This is a genomic window from Streptomyces kronopolitis (assembly GCF_014646275.1).
GTDB classification, from domain to species: Bacteria; Actinomycetota; Actinomycetes; order Streptomycetales; family Streptomycetaceae; genus Streptomyces; species Streptomyces kronopolitis.
The window spans coordinates 157,797-175,564 of sequence record NZ_BMND01000006.1; the positions used below are offsets into that span (position 1 = coordinate 157,797).

The following is a 17,768-nucleotide window of genomic DNA, read 5'->3' on the forward strand; positions in this document are numbered from 1 at the left end:
GAGGTCCCTCCCCCATGAACTCACGCCAGCGCCGCGGAGCGATCCTGCTGCTCCTGTCGGTTCTCTGCGCGATCGGCGCGTTCGTCGGCGTGCTGTCGGTGATCAAGAACGTCGAGTCCAAGGTCGGCCCCGAGCGGACGGCGTACCGGCTGAAGACGGACATAGCCGCCTACAAGGCGCTGGATCCGGGGCAGTTCGAGAAGGTGAAGATGCCGGAGCGCTGGCTGCCGCCGACCGCCGTGACCGACCTGGACAAGGTCAGCGGACGGATCGCCGTGACCCCGCTGAAGAAGGGGTCGCTGCTCCAGGACGACATGATCGTCGAGCGGCCCGCGCTGCAGCCCGGGCAGCAGGAGATCGCCATCATGATCGACGCCGCGACCGGGGTGGCCGGCAAGATCAACCCGGGTGCGCGGGTGAACATCTACGCCACGTTCGAGGGCAAGCGCCCCGAGGACAAGCCGGTCTCCAAGGTCATCGTCGCCGGCGCCCAGGTCATCGACGTCGGCAAGCTGACGCCCCTGGAGGCCAAGGACCCGGGCGACACCACCGCGAACCGGCAGGCCGGCGAGGCCGTGCCGATCACCTTCGCGCTGGACACCCGAGACGCCCAACGCGTCGCCTACGCCGAGTCCTTCGCCACCCATGTCCGGCTCGCCCTGCTCGCCCCCGGCAGCGAGACCGCCATACCGCCCGGTCAGCGCACCTACACCCTCGACGGCGACAAGTGACCCGGAGCCCCTGGTGACCATCCGCATCCTCTCGGCCATCGGCGACCCGGACGCCGCACGCGCGGTCTCCTCGCTGCTCCACCAGCTGCCGGACGCCGAGCCCGCGCCCGCGGTCGCCGACTCCACCGCGCTGCTCGCCGCGCTCGCCCGGGCCGGTGCGCAGGGCGCAGAGGCCCCGGCCGCCGCCGGTCCGGCCGCCGTGGAGGGGCTCCCCGAGGTCGTGCTGGTCCACGAACGGATCGGCCCGGCACCGGCGCTGGAGCTGATCCGGGAGGTGGCGCTGCGCTTCCCCGCCGTCGGCGTGGTGCTGATCACCGCGGACGCCGGACCCGCGCTGTTCTCCGCGGCGATGGACGCCGGCGCCCGCGGCGTGGTGGGGCTGCCGCTGGGCTACGACGAGCTGGCCGCCCGGGTGCAGGCCGCCGCCCAGTGGGCCGCCGGCGTACGGGTGCACCTCGGGGCCGGCCCGGAGGCGGCGCCCGGACCGGCCGGCACGCTGGTGACCGTGACCGGCGCCAAGGGCGGGGTCGGCACCACCGTCACCGCCGTGCACCTCGCGCTGGCCGCCCGGACCGCGGGCCGCAGCGTGGCCCTGGTGGACCTGGACCTCCAGTCCGGCGACGTGGCCTCCTATCTGGACGTGCAGTTCCGCCGCTCGATCGTCGACCTGGCCGGCATCCAGGACATCTCCGTACGGGTCCTCCAGGACGCGGTGCACGCCCACCACACCGGCCTGGGACTGCTGCTGGCCCCCGAGGAGGGCGAGCGCGGCGAGGAGGTCGACGACCGCGCGGCCCGCCAGATCCTCGGCGCCCTGCGCTCGCGCTACGAGGTCGTGCTGGTCGACTGCGGGTCCCAGATGCAGTCCGCGAACGCCGCGGCGGTCGAACTCGCCGACACGGCACTGCTGGTGACCACCCCGGACGTGGTCGCCGTACGCGCCGCCAAGCGGCAGGTGCGGCTGTGGGACCGGCTGCAGATCCGCAAGGCGGAGGACACCACGACCGTCGTCAACCGCCTCACCCGCAACACCGAGATCCAGCCGCCGCTGGTCGCCAAGGCCACCGGCACCCAGGTCGCCCGGACGCACGTGCCGGCCGCCTTCAAGGAGTTGCAGCCCTGCGTCGACGCGGGCCGGATGCAGGACCTCGACAACCGGTCGACGGTCAAGCAGGCGCTGGGCGCCCTGGCGGCCGAACTCGGCCTGGTCGAGTCGCCGGCCGCCCGGCAGGGCCGCGGCAGCCACCGGGCGCGCCCGACGCTGACCGGCCGCAAGCGCAAGGCCATAGCGCCGGGGGCGGCTCCCGGCACGGCGACGGCCGAGGGCGCGGCGGGAGCGGCACCGGGTCCGGCCGACCGGGCCGGGGCGCGGTCCGGCGGCCGGTTCGCCGGCCGCCGCGGCCCCGCGGCGACGGGCGGCGCGGGGCCGTTCGACGCCGCCGGTCCCTACGAGGAGGGCTGAGCGGTGCGGCGCCCGCTGGGCGGCGACGACCGGGGGCAGGTCTCCGTGGAGTTCGTCGGGATGCTCCCGCTGATCCTGCTGGTCCTCGCGCTGCTCTGGCAGCTCGTCCTGGTCGGCTACGCCTATGCGCTGGCCGCCCACTCCGCCGACCGGGGCGCACGGGCCGGCACCGCGATGGAGGGCGGCGGCGAGGGCGCCTGCCGGGCCGCCGCCGCGCACGAACTGCCCGCCTCCTGGCGGGGCGGCGCGAGCATCTCCTGCGCCCCCGCGGCCGGCGTGTGGAAGGCGACGGTCGGCATCGAGGTCCCGGTGCTGTTCCCCGGCGCGGGCAGCTTCCCGTGGCGGGCCGTGGGCTCGGCGGGAGCCGCGAAGGAGGACCCCCGATGAGCGCCGTCCGCCCGCCCGCCCGGCACTGCGGCCCCGGCCGCGACCGTGACCGCGACCGGGGCCAGGTCTCCCTGGAGTTCCTCGGCTTCCTGCCGCTCCTGCTGCTGGTCGGGCTGGCCGTGGTCCAGCTCGGACTCGCGGCGTTCGCCGTCCAGCAGGCCGGGACGGGAGCGCGCGCCGCGGCCCGTACCGCCTCGATGGACCCCGCCGACCACCCGGCCGACCCGCAGGCCGCCGGCCGGGCCGCGATGAGCGACTGGATCAAGGCCGGGATCACCGTGGGCGGCGACGGCGGCGACTCGGTCCGCGCGACGGTGTCGGTCACCATCCCCTCGATCATCCCCGGCGTGGGCGACTTCGGCACCGCCCGCCGCAGCGCCACCATGCCCCGCCCGCAGGAGTCCGGCGCCCTCGGCGCCGGGCCCGCCGCGGGCGCCGACGAAGGAGCAGCCCCGCGATGAGCCTGAAAGCCCGGATCGTCGCACCCGAACCGGCCGGCGAGGCGCGCCAGGACAGCCATCTGGTGGCCGTCTACCGCGCCAAGCTGCTGGCGGAGATCGACCTCGCCGAGATGTCCTCGCTGGCCGCGGCCGAGCGCCGCACCCGGCTGGAGCGCGTGCTGGGCCACATCATCAGCCGTGAGGGCCCGGTGCTCTCCACGGCCGAACGCGCCCAGCTCATCCGCCGGGTGGTCGACGAGGCGCTGGGCCTGGGGGTGCTGGAGCCGCTGCTGGAGGACGCCTCGATCACCGAGATCATGGTCAACGGCCCGGATCAGGTCTATGTGGAGCGGGCCGGCCGGGTCGAGCTGCTGCCCGTCCGCTTCGCCTCGCACGAGCAGCTGATGCAGACCATCGAGCGGATCGTCTCCACGGTCAACCGCCGGGTCGACGAGTCCAATCCGATGGTCGACGCCCGGCTGCCGTCCGGCGAACGCGTCAACGTGATCATCCCGCCGCTCGCCCTGAACGGCGCCACCCTCACCATCCGCCGCTTCCCGCGCGCCTACACCCTCGCCGAACTCATCGGCATGGGCACCCTCGACGAGCAGATGCTGATGCTGCTGGCGGGGCTGGTGCGGGCCAAGTTCAACGTGGTGGTCTCCGGGGCCACCGGCGCGGGCAAGACCACCCTGCTCAACGCCCTCTCCGGCCTGATCCCGGACGGCGAGCGGATCATCACCGTCGAGGACGCCGCGGAACTCCAGCTCCAGCAGTCCCATGTGATCCGGCTGGAGTCCCGGCCGCCCAACGTGGAGGGCAAGGGCCGCATCACCATCCGCGACCTGGTCCGCAACTCCCTGCGGATGCGCCCCGACCGCATCATCGTCGGCGAGGTGCGCGGCGGCGAGACCCTCGACATGCTCCAGGCGATGTCCACCGGCCACGACGGCTCGCTCGCCACCGTGCACGCCAACAGCGCCGAGGACGCCCTGATGCGGCTGCAGACGCTGGCCTCCATGTCGGACGTCAAGATCCCCTTCGAGGCGTTGCGGGACCAGATCAACAGCGCCGTCGACTGCATCGTCCAGCTCTCCCGGCACGCCGACGGCACCCGCCGGATCAGCGAGATCGCCCTTCTCGACTCCCGCGGCCACGAGGACTACCGGATCGCGACGGTCTGCCGCTTCGACGCCGAACCGATGGGCGCCGACCGCGTCGTGCACGGCCGGTTCCGCTACTTCCCGCTGCCGCGCCGGGTCGCCGAACGCCTCTTCATGGCGAGCGAACCCACCCCGCCCGCCTTCGGCGTGGCGGCCACCGACGACCAACTCGCCATCCGGAAGGCCACCTCATGACCGGCTGGGCCCCGACCACCGCCGCCGGGGGACTGACCGCGGCCACCACGAACCCCCTCGCCCTGCTCGCCATCGGGGCCACGCTGCTGTGCGGGCTGCTGGCGATCGCCGGGGTCCGCACGTACGCGGCCGGGCGCGCCCAGCGGCAGGCCGTCGTCGACCGGCTCGCCGACGAGCGGGCGCTGCCGTCCTCCGGGCGCCGCCGCCGCTTCCCGTCCGTCGACCGCACCCTGCGCGCCACCCGCTTCGGCCGCCGCCTCGCACTGCGGCTGGCCGCCACCGGCCTGGACACCACGCCCGGCGAATTCTTCGTCGGCATGCTCGCCGCGGTCGCGGTCCTCTGGGTGGTCGCGCAGGCCACCCTCGCCCCCTTCTTCGGCCCGATCGCGGCCCTGGTCGCGGTCTGGGCGGCCTTCGCCTTCCTCAACTGGCAGCGGCAGAAGCGCATCGAGCGCTTCATCAACCAGCTGCCCGAACTCTCCCGGATCCTCGCCAACGCCACCCAGGCCGGGCTGGCGCTGCGCACGGCGCTGGGCATGGCCGCCGAGGAGCTGGAGGCCCCGGCCGGCGAGGAGCTGGCCAAGGTCTCCGACAAGCTCGCCGTCGGCCACTCCGTCGACGAGGCCCTCGGCGAACTGGCCGAGCGCCTCCCGTCGCGCGAACTGGTCGTCCTGGTCACCACCCTGGTGCTCTCCAACCGGGCCGGCGGCACCGTCGTCGGCTCGCTGCGCAACCTCACCACGACCCTGGAGGAGCGCAAGGAGACCCGGCGGGAGGTCCGCACCCAGCTCTCCCAGGTCGTCGTCACCGCCTACGTCGTCCCGCTGCTCGGCATCGGCACCCTGCTGCTGATGAACCGGATCGCGCCCGGCGCCATCGACCGGATGACCTCCTCCTTCCTCGGCCAGCTCGCGGTCGTGGTGGCCTTCGCCCTCTACGGCCTCGGGTTCTTCTTCATCCGCCGCCTCTCCAAGATCGACGTCTAGGTATCGCCATGGCAATCGGAATCCTGCTGGCCCTCGCCTTCGCCCTCTCGGTCGTGGGTGTCTGCTGCGGTGTCGCGCTCTACCGCCGGGAGGCCCGGCTGCCGCCCGACCTGGCGCTGTCCCTGGAGGTCGGCGCCACCCGCACCACCGCCGTCGGATCGGCGGTGGACCGCGCCGGGATGCGCTGGGCGCCGCTGGTGCTGCGGCTGATGGGCGAGGGGCGCACCGCCCGGATCCGCCGGCGGATCGACCTGGCGGGCAATCCGGCCGGGCTGACCGTCGACCGCTACGCGGCCCGCCGCGCCGTCTACGGGGCCCTGGGCTTCCTCGGCGCGCTGGTGATGTTCCTGCGCGGCCAGCCGCTGCTCGGCATCCTGATGGTGCTCTTCGGCCTCTTCTGGACCGAGGTCGGCATCTGGGCCGCGATCCGCCAGCGCCGGGACACCATCGAGCGCACGCTTCCGGACTTTCTCGATGTGCTGGCCGTCGTGGTCAGCGCCGGCCTGGGCTTCCGCCAGGCCCTGGACCGGGTCGCCGAACGCTACGAGGGCCCCTGGGCCGACGAACTCCGCATCACGCTGCGGCAGATGGACATGGGCGTCAGCCGCCGCGCCGCCTTCGAGGAACTGCGCAAACGCAACGACTCGGAACAGGTCGCCCAGTTCGTCACCGCCCTCCAGCAGGGCGAGGAGCTGGGCTCGCCGATCGTCGACACCCTGATCCAGATCGCCAACGACATGCGCCGCACCGACGCCCAGAACGCCCGGCGCCGCGCCGCCCGCGCGGTCCCCAAGGCCACCATGGTCGTCACCACGTTCATGGTGCCGGCCACGATGATCCTGCTCATCGCGGGGTTCTTCCTGGGCTCGGGCACCAACTTCGGCTCGCTGGTCGGGAAGTGACCGGGGGCCGCACCGGGGCGCGGGCCCCGTCGCCGCTCCCCGGCGCGGCCCGCCCGGGCGTCTCCGCCGTCCTCCCCGCCGGGGCCTGCCGCGCCCCCGCCACCGCGGGCCGTCCTTGCGGATGCACATCCTCGGACCGGCCGGTCCGAGCCCCGGGTCCGCCGCCTCGGTGCCGTGCGCCGCGCCGCGCCGGGGCGCACTCCGGCGCGTCCCGGGGCCGCTCCCGGCCGGATGCGTGTGGTTCCCGCCTCGCTTCTCCTCAACTCCTTCGCACCAGCAACGAGTTGTGTCACAGTGGGTAGGCCTGCGGTCGCGCGCCCACTAGGGTGCGGTCGGGCCGTACGGTCCACATGGGCAGGGGAGCGGGGCAGGGTCCCGGAGGGGGAACGGGGGTGGACGGGGTGCGAGCGAATGGCCAAAATGTGCCGTTGTCTCTGTCGTCCGCGTTCCGGAATCAGGACGGGGTTCGCAATCCCTGTTCCGGGAACGCTGTTGCGGCGTACTTTTCTGATGTCACCAGCGCGCCCGAACGCGCCGGCATCACGGGGGCAGACCAGCCGGACCAGAGTGGTACGGCCGCCCATGGAGGGGAACACGATGGCGAAGCGGCTTTTGGGGAACGACCGGGGACAGACCTCGATCGAGTACCTCGGCATCATCGCGGTGGTCGTCGCGATCGTCCTGGTCCTGTCGACCACGGACTTCGGCAGCCAGATCGCGAACGCCATCGCCAACAAGATTTCCGACGTCGTCGGCATTTAAGCCGGTCCGGCGCCACCGCCGTGACGGCTTCCCCCACCCGTCCCACGCGTCCCACCCGCCGCGGCCCGCGCGATGCCGGACAGGCCTTTCCCGTCTACATCGTCGCGGTCGCCGGCCTGCTCTTCCTCGCACTCGCCTTCTTCGCCGTCGGCCAGGCGGCGGCCAGTCGCAACGGTGCGCAGACCGCCGCCGACGCGGCCGCGCTCGCCGCCGGCCAGAAGTACCGTGACCAGCTGACCAAGAGCCTGCTCGACGGTCTGCGCGACGGCAGTTACGTGACCGACCCGGCCGCCTGGAAGGACCTGCTGAACGGCCGCGGCCCGCTGTCCACCGACGCCTGCGCGAGCGCGGACTGGTTCGCCGGCCGCAACGGCGCCGAGGTCTCCGGTCCCGGCTGCGTCCCGGACTCCTGGCCCACCTCGTTCGCCGTCACGGTCACCAGCCGCAAGGCCGTGGGGAGTTCGGTCATCCCGAGGACTAGCAGCATCCACGCGAAGTCCGAGGCGACGTCCGTCGTGGGCCCCCGCTGCACCCTCGCCGCACCGCCGGACGACGGCAGCGGTCCGGGCGGCGCGGGGGACACGGGCGGCGCGGACGGCAAGGGCGGCAAGGACAAGGACGACCCCGGGCACGCCCCCGTCGAACTGAGCTGCGACGGCAAGCGCTGGGCCCTCGACCCCGACCACCTCCAGGACCTCCCGGAAGCCGCCGACCTCTTCTCCGTACGCCTCGCCCATTGACCGGCCGCACCCGGCCACCGTCCCGGCCACGACCCGACCAGACGACGATCAAAGGAATCGCATCCATGAGCATTCGGCGCACCACGAAGGCCGCCAGAGGAGCGGTCGCCCTGGCCGGCGCTGTCGGCCTGGCTCTCGTCGTGGCCGGCTGCGGTGGCGGCGACGGCGGCGGTGCGAAGGGCGCGGACGGCGACAAGCCGCCGGCCCGCAGCAGCGCCCCCAAGGACGGCGGCCCCGGCAGCCCGGCCGCCGACTCCGACAAGGTGATCGGTGAGATGAAGGGGCCGGACGGCGTGGTGGTCACCCTGCACTCCGTCGTCCGGGACTCCGGCGGCTTCGTCACCGTCAACGGCACGGTCGCCAATCACGGCAACCGCCCCTTCAACGCCATCAACTGGCGCTCCAACGAGACCGAGCTGCGCTCCCGCTCCTCGATCTCCGGCGCCACCCTCGTCGACAAGGCGGGCAAGAAGCGGTATCTGGTGCTGCGCGACACCAACGGCGAATGCCTGTGCACCACCGGCCTCAGCGGGCTGATGCCGGGCGCCAGCCGCCCCGTCTTCGCACAGTTCCCGGCGCCCCCCGCCAAGGTCACCGAGGTCGACTTCCAGCTGCCGACCATGCCGCCGGCCACCGTACAGATCACGGACTGAGCGGGTACCGATGACCGCGACCCAGACGCCCCGAGGCCGCCGCGCGCCGCGCCGCGCCGTCACCGCGGCCGCCGTCGCACTGCTGCTGGCCGTGCCGCTGACCGCGCCCGCCGCCCACGCCGACCCGCCGGGCGTGACCGAGGACTCCGCCCCGCCCGTGCACATCGACCCGAACGACCCCGATCTGCGGATGGTCCAGGGCGCCAGGCTCGCCCCGTCGAAGGTCCTCAACATCAAGTCCATCGTCGAGACCGACGACGGCTCCGAGCGCCGCCAGGACACCAACGACAACGTGACCTTCGCGCTCCAGGCCGAGGTCCTCTTCGGCAAGGACAGCGCCGAGCTGACCCACGACGCGCTGTCCCGGATCAACACCATCGCCGACGAGATCAAGAAGCAGCACGCCACCGGCCTGCGGGTGTTCGGCTTCACCGACGACCTCGGCTCCGCGAGCCACGGCCTGGTGCTGTCCAAGCGGCGCGCCACCGCGGTGCAGGAGGAACTGGCCAAGGACCTCGGCCCGTCCGTCGGCTTCCAGATCCGCGGCTACGGCGAGCAGTACCCCATCGCCGACAACGGCACGGAGGAGGGCCGCAGGAAGAACCGCCGGGTCGAGGTCAGCTTCCCGCGCGCGTCATGACCCGGGCGCCCGCCAGGACCCGGGTTGCCCGCCCGGGCCGCCGGCCGGCCGCGCCGGCGCGCTCAGCCGGTGGGTTCGACGTCCAGCCGCAGGCCCGCACGCAGCCCCCACCGCGCCATCGCACCGGCCTCCGCCTCCAGGACGTGCCGGGCCCGCAGCCGCGGGCGGCCCAGCCGGCCCGGGCGCATGGTGCGCACGGCCAGCACGGTGAAGTCCCGGCTCAGATAGGCGACATCGATCGCGAACCGCATCCGGAAGGTGTGCACCCCGCTCGCCGGGGTCAGCAGCAGCGCCCCCTCGATGCCGTCGCGGCCCAGCAGTCCGCGGGCGCGGGCTCGGTAGGAGGCCGCGATCTCCAGCGGTATCCCCAGCTGTGCCCCGTGCAGGGTCCCCGGACCGTTCTTCCAGCGCGCCATGCCCAGCGTTCTATCAGCTCCCGGGCCCCGGGGTCCCGCCCACGAGGATTCGGGGCCGGCCCGTGGCACTGACACTGATCGTGCTCGCCGCCGCCTACGGGGCCGCGGCCGGGCTGCTGCTGCCGCGGCCCGCCCACCGGATGGCCGTCGGCCCCGGGGAGGAGTGGCGCACGGCCTGTCCCGGGGGCCACGCGATCACGGGCCCGGCCCGGGGCTGGCTGGGGCGCGGGCACTGCCCGGACTGCGGGGCGTACGGCCCGGGTGCGCCGGCGACGGCGGCGGTCACCGCGCTGGCCTGCGCGGCGCTGGCGGCGGCCACCGGCCCCCGCCCGGAACTCGCCGCCTGGCTGCTGATGACGCCGCTCGCGGTGCTGCTGACGGCCGTCGACCGGCGGGTCCGGCGCCTCCCGGACGCGCTGACGCTGTCGCTGGCCGCGGTGGGCGCGGGGGCGCTGGGGCTCGCCGCCCGGCTGACGGGGGAGACCGGGGCCTGGCACCGGGCGCTGCTGGGCGGCCTGGTGCTCGGCGTCTGCTACCTCCTGCTCCACGCCGTCAACCCCCGCGGGCTCGGGCTGGGTGACGCCAAGCTGGCGGTCGGGCTGGGGATCGCGCTGGGGTGGTACGGCTGGCGCACCCTGGTCGCCGGCGGGGCGGCGGGGGTGTTCAGCGGGGCGCTCTACGGCGCCGGGCTGCTGCTCTCGCGGCGCGGCGGGCGGGACACGGCCATGCCGCTCGGGCCTTTCATGATCTTCGGGGCGTTCTGCGGACTGGTTCTGGGGGCCGCTGCCGCCGCCTGACCGGGCCCCCGCCCGGGCCGGGAAGGGGCCGGCCCCGCGTGCGGGAGGAACCCGTCCGTACGCCCGCACCCCCGCGAGCCACGCCGCGGCGCGCGCCGGTGCACACAGCACCCCGCCCGCGGGGTTATGGTGGAAACCCCCCCTCGGGCCGGTCCGTATCCCCCCCACGGACCGGCCCGCTTTTTGTTGCCCGCTACCGCCGGGCCCAGATGTTCACGCCGTCCGTGGTCCTGGCGAACTCGTCGATCTCGGCCAGTTCCGCGTCCGTGATCGCCGGGGCGTCCAGGGCCGCGATGTTGGCCTCCAGCTGCTCGACGCTGCTGGCACCGATCAGCGCGGAGGTCATCCGCCCGTCACGCAGCACCCAGCGCAGGGCGAGCTGGGCCAGCGACTGGCCGCGGCGGGCGGCGATGTCGTGCAGGCCGCGCAGCCGGCGGACGACCTCGTCGGACAGCAGGCCCGGGTCCAGGGACTTGCCCTGGGCGGCGCGCGAGCCCTCGGGGATGCCGTGCAGGTATTTGTCCGTCAGCAGGCCCTGTGCCAGTGGCGCAAAAGAGATGCAGCCCATGCCCTCGGCCTCCAGGGTGTCCAGCAGCAGGTCGTCCTCGGTCCAGCGGTTGATCATCGAGTACGAGGGCTGGTGGATCAGCGCCGGTACGCCCATGGCGCGCAGGATTCCGGCCGCCTTCCGGGTCTGCTCGGCGTTATAGGAGGAGATACCGGCATAAAGTGCCTTGCCCTGCTGGACGGCGGACGCCAGCGCGCCCATCGTCTCCTCGAGCGGAGTATCGGGATCGAAGCGGTGCGAGTAGAAGATATCGACGTAATCGACGCCCATCCGCCGCAGTGACGCATCCAGCGACGAGAGGAGATATTTCCGCGAACCCCATTCGCCGTAGGGACCCGGGTGCATCAGATATCCGGCCTTCGTCGACAGAATCATCTCGTCGCGGTAGCCCCGGAAGTCCTGCGCGAAGATCTTTCCGAAGTTCAGTTCGGCGGACCCGGGCGGCGGACCGTAGTTGTTGGCCAGATCGAAGTGGGTGACGCCCAGGTCGAAGGCGCGGCGCAGGATGGCGCGCTGGGAGCTCAGGGTGCGGTCGTCACCGAAGTTGTGCCAGAGTCCAAGGGAGATAGCCGGGAGTTTGAGTCCGCTGCGGCCTGTTCGCCGGTACTTCATCGAGTCGTAGCGGGAATCCGCGGCGTGGTAGTCGGTGCCAGTCATGCTCATCTCCCTATCACGTACTTGTGACCACCTGATTGGGCTGCCGAGACAGCCGAGAAGTAAAGTTGCTCCCTTGAGGCGACGGGGGTGACCGCCATTGGTACGGAGGGGTTGGACCACACATGCTGCGATCTTCCGGGATGCGCATCCCTTATCCGCCCGCGCTGCGCAATCTGGTCTACCGGCTGTATGCGCGCAGGGTGGAGGGTCGCCTGGATCACACCCAGGTGCCCAAGCACATCGGCGTCATCCTGGACGGCAACCGGCGCTGGGCGCGGGCCGACGGGCGCACGACCGAGCAGGGCCACCAGGCCGGCGCGGACAAGATCGGTGAGCTGCTCGGCTGGTGCGAGGAGACCGATGTCGAGGTCGTCACGCTCTGGATGCTGTCGACGGACAACCTCGACCGGCCCGAGGAAGAGCTGAGGCCGCTGCTGGGCATCATCGAGAACACCGTCCGCGGCCTGGCCGCCGACGGCCGCTGGCGGGTCCACCACGTCGGCAACCGCGATCTGCTGCCCACCGCCACCCAGCAGGTGCTCAAGGAGTCCGAGCAGGCCACCGCGGACAACAAGGGCGTCCTGGTGAACGTCGCGGTCGGCTACGGCGGCCGGCAGGAGATCGCCGACGCGGTGCGCTCGCTGCTGCTGGACCACGCCGCGCGCGGCACCTCCTTCGAGCAGCTCGCCGAGATCGTCGACATCGACCTGATCTCCGAGCACCTCTACACCCGCGGCCAGCCCGACCCGGACCTGGTGATCCGTACCAGCGGCGAGCAGCGGCTGTCGGGCTTCATGCTGTGGCAGAGCGCCCATTCGGAGTACTACTTCTGCGAGGTCTTCTGGCCGGCGTTCCGGAAGGTCGACTTCCTGCGGGCGCTGCGCGACTACGCCGCCCGGCACCGGCGCTACGGCTTCTAGCCACCGCCGGGCGGGGCCTGTACCGTCCGGCCCGGCCCCGTCCCGGCACAGGGGTGACCGGCGGCGAGTTGGGCCATTCGAGTCATATCTCCCTTCTGTCCTGTATGACCCTTACGCGCCGGTAGTCCCGTGAGGTGTCCCCCGCCCCGCCGGCACCACGAACCCCCGGCGGGGCCTCTTCTGACACCGCATTCCCCGGGGCGGGCCGGTCCGCGGTCGGCCGCCCCGGGGGAGAGGCGTTGCCAAAGGTTCACCGACCGTGCGTCATATGCCGTGGCATGGCGGCGGGCGTTCGAGGGAATATCCCTTCCAGGTCGGCGTCCGGAACAAGCCATCGGGCGCCGCATCTCAGCGGACGACATGGAGCCGTCCGCCCGGGAGGCCCTTTGCACATCACGGAGGTCCGTGCGCACCGCACGGTCGACGCGGAGGGCCGGCGCTCGGCCCGCGCAATGTGGTCCGAGCCCGGTCCGGTCACGAGATGGCCGGGGGTCCTGAGGACGCCGTCCAGCGGTAGCCGGTGGCCCGGCGGCCCCAGGAGCACACCGCCCCGCGACGCCGTCGCACCCCGACCTCATCCGAGGGGGTTCGTCCCACCGTGGTGAACAGCAAACAGCGCCGTGACAACGACCGGCGTACTTATGTCCTCGACACCAGTGTCCTGCTGGCGGATCCAGGCGCCATGTCCCGCTTCGACGAGCACGAGGTCGTGCTGCCGGTCGTCGTGGTCACGGAACTGGAAGCCAAGAGACACCATCCGGAGCTCGGCTACTTCGCGCGGCAGGCGCTGCGCCTGCTGGACGAGTACCGGGTGCAGTTCGGGAGGCTGGATGCGCCCATCCCCATCGGAGACCTCGGCGGATCGCTCCGGGTCGAGCTGAACCACTCCGACCCCGGGATCCTGCCCGCGGGCTTCCGGCTCGGGGACAACGACTCGCGGATCCTCGCGGTGGCGCGCAATCTGCAGGCCGAGGGGCATGACGTGACGGTCGTCTCCAAGGATCTGCCGCTGCGCATCAAGGCGTCCTCGGTCGGCCTGCTGGCCGAGGAGTACCGCGCCGAACTCGCGATCACCGACTCCGGCTGGACGGGGATGGCCGAGTTGACCGTCCCCGCGGAGCAGGTCGACGCGCTGTTCGCCGCGGAGACCGCCGAGATGCCGGAAGTGTCCGAACTTCCGGTGCATACCGGACTCGTTCTGCAGTCCGAGCGCGGCAAGGCGCTCGGGCGGGTCACCGCCGAGGGCGGGGTCCGCCTCGTGCGGGGCGACCGGGAGGCCTTCGGGATCCACGGCCGCAGCGCCGAGCAGCGGATCGCGCTGGACCTGCTGCTCGACCCGGACGTCGGCATCGTCTCGATGGGCGGGCGGGCCGGGACCGGCAAGTCGGCGCTGGCGCTGTGCGCGGGTCTGGAGGCCGTCCTGGAGCGCCGGCAGCACCGCAAGGTGATGGTGTTCCGCCCGCTGTACGCCGTCGGCGGACAGGAGCTGGGCTATCTGCCGGGCAGCGAGGCGGAGAAGATGAGCCCCTGGGCCCAGGCCGTCTTCGACACGCTGTCCGCGGTGACCAGCAAGGAGGTCATCGAAGAGGTGGTGGGGCGCGGCATGTTGGAGGTGCTGCCGCTGACCCACATCCGCGGGCGGTCGCTGCACGACGCGTTCGTCATCGTGGACGAGGCCCAGTCACTCGAACGGAACGTCCTTTTGACGGTTCTGTCCCGTATCGGGGCCAACTCCCGGGTGGTGCTGACCCATGACGTCGCCCAGCGCGACAACCTCCGCGTCGGGCGGTACGACGGCGTCGTCGCCGTGGTCGAGAAGCTGAAGGGGCATCCGCTGTTCGCCCACGTCACGCTGAACCGCTCGGAGCGCTCGCCGATCGCGGCGCTGGTGACCGAAATGCTGGAGGACGGCAGGATCTGACCCGTTGTGAACACCGCGCCGCCCGGCAAAGCGAAGGAGCTTAGCCGGGCGGCGTTGTGCTGCGCCTGGTTATCCGAAAATCCTTGACGGTAAACGAGGTGTGAGCTTTCACACCCAGCGGGGAATTGATTCCCGGCGTGCCGTTCGGGCAGAGTCTGGGTCCTGTCAGGCCCCGCATACGGCACCCAACACCCCCAGCGGTGTAGAACGATCGAACTTCATAGCGAGTCGCCGTATGCCGCCCGAGCACCACGCGGACCCCGAGGGGGACGTACCGGGCCAGTGCCTCCCGTGACCAGCCGGTCCCGCCCGCTCAATTGGGTCCGGAACAAGGGGAGACCAGCGTCAGGGGCACGATTGCGCCCGCGAGGTCACCTATGCGGGCGATGCTGGAAGGAAAACGTGTGAGCCGGATCTCGGTCCGGGGATTCGCCGTGGCATCCGCCACCGCGGTCACCACCGTCGGCGCCGTGGTCGGCGTCGCCGCGGGCAACGAGCCCGCCTCGGTCGGCAACACCGAGGCGACCGCTGCCGACGCGACGATCGCTGACATCCCCGCAGGCGCTCAGGCACAGGTGCAGACGGCTTCCCTGACGCAGCAGGCGGACGACCAGTCCACCCAGGCGGACACGGCAGCCCTGAAGTCCGCACAGGAGTCGGCTCGCAAGGCCGCCGCTGAGACGGCGAAGAGCAAGAAGGACGCCGCGGACGAGGCGAAGGCCAAGAAGGACGCCGACGCGCGCAAGAAGAAGGAGCTGGCCGCGTCCCGCTCCTCCTCGCGTGACGTCAGCGACCTGCTCGGCAAGAGCTCGTACTCCGTCTCCGAGACCCAGGCCATCGCGCGCCAGATGATGGCCGGCGACCAGTTCCAGTGCTTCAGCAACATCGTGGACCACGAGTCCGGCTGGAACTACCGCGCCACCAACGCCGGCTCGGGTGCCTACGGACTCGTCCAGGCGCTCCCGGGCTCCAAGATGTCCTCGGCGGGCTCCGACTGGCAGACCAACCCGGCCACCCAGATCAAGTGGGGCCTGAACTACATGAACGACCGCTACGGCAGCCCCTGCGGCGCCTGGTCGTTCTGGCAGGCCAACAGCTGGTACTAGGCCCGCCGGTACCTCCCCCGTACGTCCGAAACCCCCGAACGCGCACGCGTCGGGGGTTTCGTGCGTCGGCACGGGTAACGTCGTGCCCGTCAGGTTTGTGGCGTGCGGGAGGGGAAGAGGAAGGTACATGTCCAAATTGCCTCAGTGGGTCGGTGGCCTCGGCGCCGGTCTGACACGGCTCTCGCAGCGGATGGAGCAGCAGCGCCGCCGCGCGGAGGCCATGGGGGTCCCCCATGGCGGGAGCCTGTCGGACTCCGTGCAGGACGCCGGCGATCCGGAAGGGCTGAGGCCTGCCGGGCACGCGGGCGCCGCCGCCGACGCCCCGGCACACACCTCGGCGGTGCGCGAGGGCGGGCCCGGCACGCTCACCGTGCCCCGTACGCAGCTGCCGGAGGCGACGGACGGGGTGCCGCACCCGGCGACCGAACTCGCGCCGTCCTCCCCGGAGCCGGCGCCGCCGGAGACCGTTCCTCCGCCGCCGTCCTACGCCCCGGCCGTCGCGGCCCGCCCCGATCCGGTCGACGCGGTGCCGTGGGGCGTGCGGGTCGCCGCCGAGGCGGGCTGGCGGCTGCTGGTGCTGGCCGCCACCCTCTGGGTGCTGGCGCGGGTCATCACCACCATCGAACTGGTCGTGCTGGCCTTCATCGCGGCGACGCTGATCACCGCGCTGCTGCAGCCCACGGTGGCCTGGCTGCGCCAGCGCGGGCTGCCGCGCGGGCCGTCCACCGCGCTGACCTTCATCGGCGGGTTCGTCATCATGGGCCTGGTCGGATGGTTCGTGGTCTGGCAGGTCCAGGACAACATCGACTCGGTGTCCAGCCGCATCCAGGAGGGCATCACCGAGCTCAAGGGCTGGCTGCTGAAGAGCCCGTTCCATGTGACCGAGTCCCAGATCAACCACATCGCCAAGAACCTCCAGGACGCGGTCGGCGCCAACACCGAGGCGATCACCTCGGCCGGATTGGAGGGCGTCACCGTCGTCCTGGAGGTGTTCACCGGCATCCTGCTGGCGATGTTCACCACGCTCTTCCTGCTCTACGACGGCCGCCGGATCTGGAACTGGCTGCTCAAGCTGGTCCCGAGCGCGGCCCGGGAGGGCGTGGCGGGCGCCGGGCCGCGGGCCTGGCGGACGCTGACCGCCTATGTGCGCGGCACGGTCGTCGTCGCCCTGATCGACGCCATCTTCATCGGCATCGGGCTCTACTTCCTCAATGTGCCGCTGGCCGTGCCGCTGGCCGTCTTCATCTTCCTGTTCGCGTTCATCCCGCTGATCGGCGCGGTGGTGTCGGGGGCGCTGGCGTGTGTGATCGCGCTGGTCGCCAACGGGGTGTTCACGGCGCTGATGGTGCTGGCGGTCGTGCTGGCCGTCCAGCAGATCGAGGGCCATGTCCTGCAGCCGTTCATCCTGGGCCGGGCGGTGCGGGTCCACCCGCTGGCGGTGATCCTCTCGGTCGCCGCGGGCGGGCTGATCGCCGGGATCGGCGGTGCGGTCGTCGCGGTCCCGCTGGTGGCGGTCACCAACACGGTGGTCGGCTATCTGCGTTCCTACTCCAGGGAGCAGGCGCTGCGGATGTCGGTGGCCCCGCGCGGCGCCACGGCGCTGGCCCTCGCCCCGACCCCGCCGCCCACGCCCGTGCCGCAACCGCCGGAAGGGGAGCGGGAGTAGCCCGCCGCCGCACGGCACGACCGGAACGGCCAGAACCCCGCAGACCTGAGAGGTCTGCGGGGTTCCGTGCTGCGGGTGTCGCGCGGCGGCCGGAGTTACTCGGCGAGCGCGGCCTCGGCGTCGAGCGTGGCGCCGACGGCCTGGAGGACGGACGCGATCTTCACGGCCTCCTGGATCGTCTCGCGGTCCACGCCGGCCTTGCGGAGCACCTGCTCGTGCGAGTCCAGGCACATGCCGCAGCCGTTGATGGCCGAGACGGCCAGCGACCACAGCTCGAAGTCGACCTTGTCCACGCCCGGGTTGCCGATGACGTTCATCCGCAGACCGGCGCGCAGGTTGCCGTACTCCGGGTCCGACAGCAGGTGCCGGGTCCGGTAGAAGACGTTGTTCATCGCCATGATGGCGGCCGCCGACTTGGCGGCGGCGTACGCCTCGGCGGAGAGGTTCGCCTTCGCCTCCGGCTCCAGCTCGCGCAGCACCTTCGGCGAGCGCGAGGCGATCGCGCAGGCCAGCACGGTGCCCCACAGCTGCTGCTGCGGGAGGTCGCTGTTGCCGATGACCGAGCCGAGGTTCAGCTTCAGGTCCTTGGCGTAGTCCGGTACGGCGGACTTGAGTTCGTCGAGAGCCATGTCAGATCAGCCTCCAGTTCGCTAGCG

The 17,768-nt window shown here is 72.4% G+C and carries 19 protein-coding genes; 16 read left to right on the forward strand and 3 right to left on the reverse strand.

From position 1 onward, the window contains the following. The first annotated feature begins 14 nt into the window (after positions 1–14). From cpaB to IEY78_RS10080, 11 genes are all read left to right on the forward strand, one after another. Positions 15–731, forward strand: a complete 717-nt coding sequence (cpaB, locus tag IEY78_RS10030) for a Flp pilus assembly protein CpaB (protein WP_189097279.1) — start codon at positions 15–17, stop codon at positions 729–731. 13 nt (positions 732–744) lie between these two features. Continuing rightward, entirely contained in the window at positions 745–2,193 is a 1,449-nt protein-coding gene (locus IEY78_RS10035; RefSeq protein WP_189097280.1) for a CpaE/TadZ family protein, read from the forward strand. 3 nt (positions 2,194–2,196) lie between these two features. Then, a complete protein-coding gene (locus tag IEY78_RS10040; RefSeq protein ID WP_189097281.1) occupies positions 2,197–2,580 on the forward strand; it encodes a TadE/TadG family type IV pilus assembly protein in 384 nt (127 codons plus the stop codon). Beyond that, positions 2,577–3,041 carry a TadE/TadG family type IV pilus assembly protein gene (locus tag IEY78_RS10045; RefSeq protein WP_189097282.1) on the forward strand — a complete coding sequence of 155 codons (465 nt, stop codon included), beginning with the start codon at positions 2,577–2,579 and terminating at the stop codon, positions 3,039–3,041. The genes IEY78_RS10040 and IEY78_RS10045 overlap by 4 nt, the downstream gene beginning before the upstream one ends. Further along, a complete protein-coding gene (locus IEY78_RS10050; protein WP_189097283.1) occupies positions 3,038–4,378 on the forward strand; it encodes a TadA family conjugal transfer-associated ATPase in 1,341 nt (446 codons plus the stop codon). The genes IEY78_RS10045 and IEY78_RS10050 overlap by 4 nt, the downstream gene beginning before the upstream one ends. Next, positions 4,375–5,364 carry a type II secretion system F family protein gene (locus IEY78_RS10055; RefSeq protein ID WP_189097284.1) on the forward strand — a complete coding sequence of 330 codons (990 nt, stop codon included), beginning with the start codon at positions 4,375–4,377 and terminating at the stop codon, positions 5,362–5,364. The genes IEY78_RS10050 and IEY78_RS10055 overlap by 4 nt, the downstream gene beginning before the upstream one ends. 8 nt (positions 5,365–5,372) lie before the next feature. Beyond that, entirely contained in the window at positions 5,373–6,266 is an 894-nt protein-coding gene (locus IEY78_RS10060) for a DUF5936 domain-containing protein (RefSeq protein WP_189097285.1), read from the forward strand. A gap of 597 nt (positions 6,267–6,863) precedes the next feature. Beyond that, positions 6,864–7,028 (forward strand): hypothetical protein, encoded by a 165-nt coding sequence (locus IEY78_RS10065; protein ID WP_189097286.1) that lies wholly within the window; start codon positions 6,864–6,866, stop codon positions 7,026–7,028. Between the two features lie 20 nt (positions 7,029–7,048). After that, on the forward strand, positions 7,049–7,768 hold the full coding sequence (locus tag IEY78_RS10070) for a pilus assembly protein TadG-related protein (RefSeq protein WP_189097287.1): 720 nt from the start codon (positions 7,049–7,051) through the stop codon (positions 7,766–7,768). Positions 7,769–7,833: 65 nt separating this feature from the next. Then, positions 7,834–8,421, forward strand: coding sequence for a hypothetical protein (locus IEY78_RS10075; RefSeq protein WP_189097288.1), 588 nt, complete (start codon positions 7,834–7,836; stop codon positions 8,419–8,421). 10 nt (positions 8,422–8,431) lie between these two features. Next, positions 8,432–9,061 (forward strand): OmpA family protein, encoded by a 630-nt coding sequence (locus IEY78_RS10080; protein ID WP_189097289.1) that lies wholly within the window; start codon positions 8,432–8,434, stop codon positions 9,059–9,061. A gap of 62 nt (positions 9,062–9,123) precedes the next feature. On the opposite strand, the gene IEY78_RS10085 is transcribed toward IEY78_RS10080, so the two are convergent. Beyond that, the gene (locus IEY78_RS10085; RefSeq protein WP_189097290.1) at positions 9,124–9,477 is read right to left on the reverse strand and encodes a DUF192 domain-containing protein; all 354 of its coding nucleotides are present in this window, start codon (positions 9,475–9,477) and stop codon (positions 9,124–9,126) included. Positions 9,478–9,539: 62 nt separating this feature from the next. Between IEY78_RS10085 and IEY78_RS10090 the strand changes: the two genes are divergently transcribed. Then, positions 9,540–10,274 (forward strand): prepilin peptidase, encoded by a 735-nt coding sequence (locus tag IEY78_RS10090; RefSeq protein WP_189097291.1) that lies wholly within the window; start codon positions 9,540–9,542, stop codon positions 10,272–10,274. Positions 10,275–10,467: 193 nt separating this feature from the next. Here IEY78_RS10090 and mgrA read toward each other — a convergent pair whose 3' ends face one another. Continuing rightward, a complete protein-coding gene (gene mgrA / locus IEY78_RS10095; protein ID WP_189097292.1) occupies positions 10,468–11,499 on the reverse strand; it encodes an L-glyceraldehyde 3-phosphate reductase in 1,032 nt (343 codons plus the stop codon). Positions 11,500–11,639: 140 nt separating this feature from the next. On the opposite strand from mgrA, the gene IEY78_RS10100 reads away from it, so the two are divergent. The 4 genes from IEY78_RS10100 to IEY78_RS10115 all read left to right on the forward strand — a co-directional run bounded on the left by IEY78_RS10100 (position 11,640) and on the right by IEY78_RS10115 (position 17,112). Continuing rightward, positions 11,640–12,419, forward strand: coding sequence for an isoprenyl transferase (locus IEY78_RS10100; RefSeq protein WP_189097383.1), 780 nt, complete (start codon positions 11,640–11,642; stop codon positions 12,417–12,419). A 598-nt stretch (positions 12,420–13,017) separates the two neighbouring features. After that, positions 13,018–14,340: an RNA 5'-3' helicase PhoH2 gene (gene phoH2, locus IEY78_RS10105; protein ID WP_189097293.1), complete on the forward strand. Its 1,323-nt coding sequence runs from the start codon at positions 13,018–13,020 to the stop codon at positions 14,338–14,340. A gap of 404 nt (positions 14,341–14,744) precedes the next feature. Further along, positions 14,745–15,446, forward strand: a complete 702-nt coding sequence (locus tag IEY78_RS10110; protein WP_189097294.1) for an aggregation-promoting factor C-terminal-like domain-containing protein — start codon at positions 14,745–14,747, stop codon at positions 15,444–15,446. A 127-nt stretch (positions 15,447–15,573) separates the two neighbouring features. Next, a complete protein-coding gene (locus tag IEY78_RS10115) occupies positions 15,574–17,112 on the forward strand; it encodes an AI-2E family transporter (RefSeq protein WP_189097295.1) in 1,539 nt (512 codons plus the stop codon). Positions 17,113–17,207: 95 nt separating this feature from the next. On the opposite strand, the gene IEY78_RS10120 is transcribed toward IEY78_RS10115, so the two are convergent. Continuing rightward, on the reverse strand, positions 17,208–17,741 hold the full coding sequence (locus IEY78_RS10120; RefSeq protein ID WP_086718421.1) for an alkyl hydroperoxide reductase: 534 nt from the start codon (positions 17,739–17,741) through the stop codon (positions 17,208–17,210). Between the last annotated feature and the right edge of the window lie 27 nt (positions 17,742–17,768).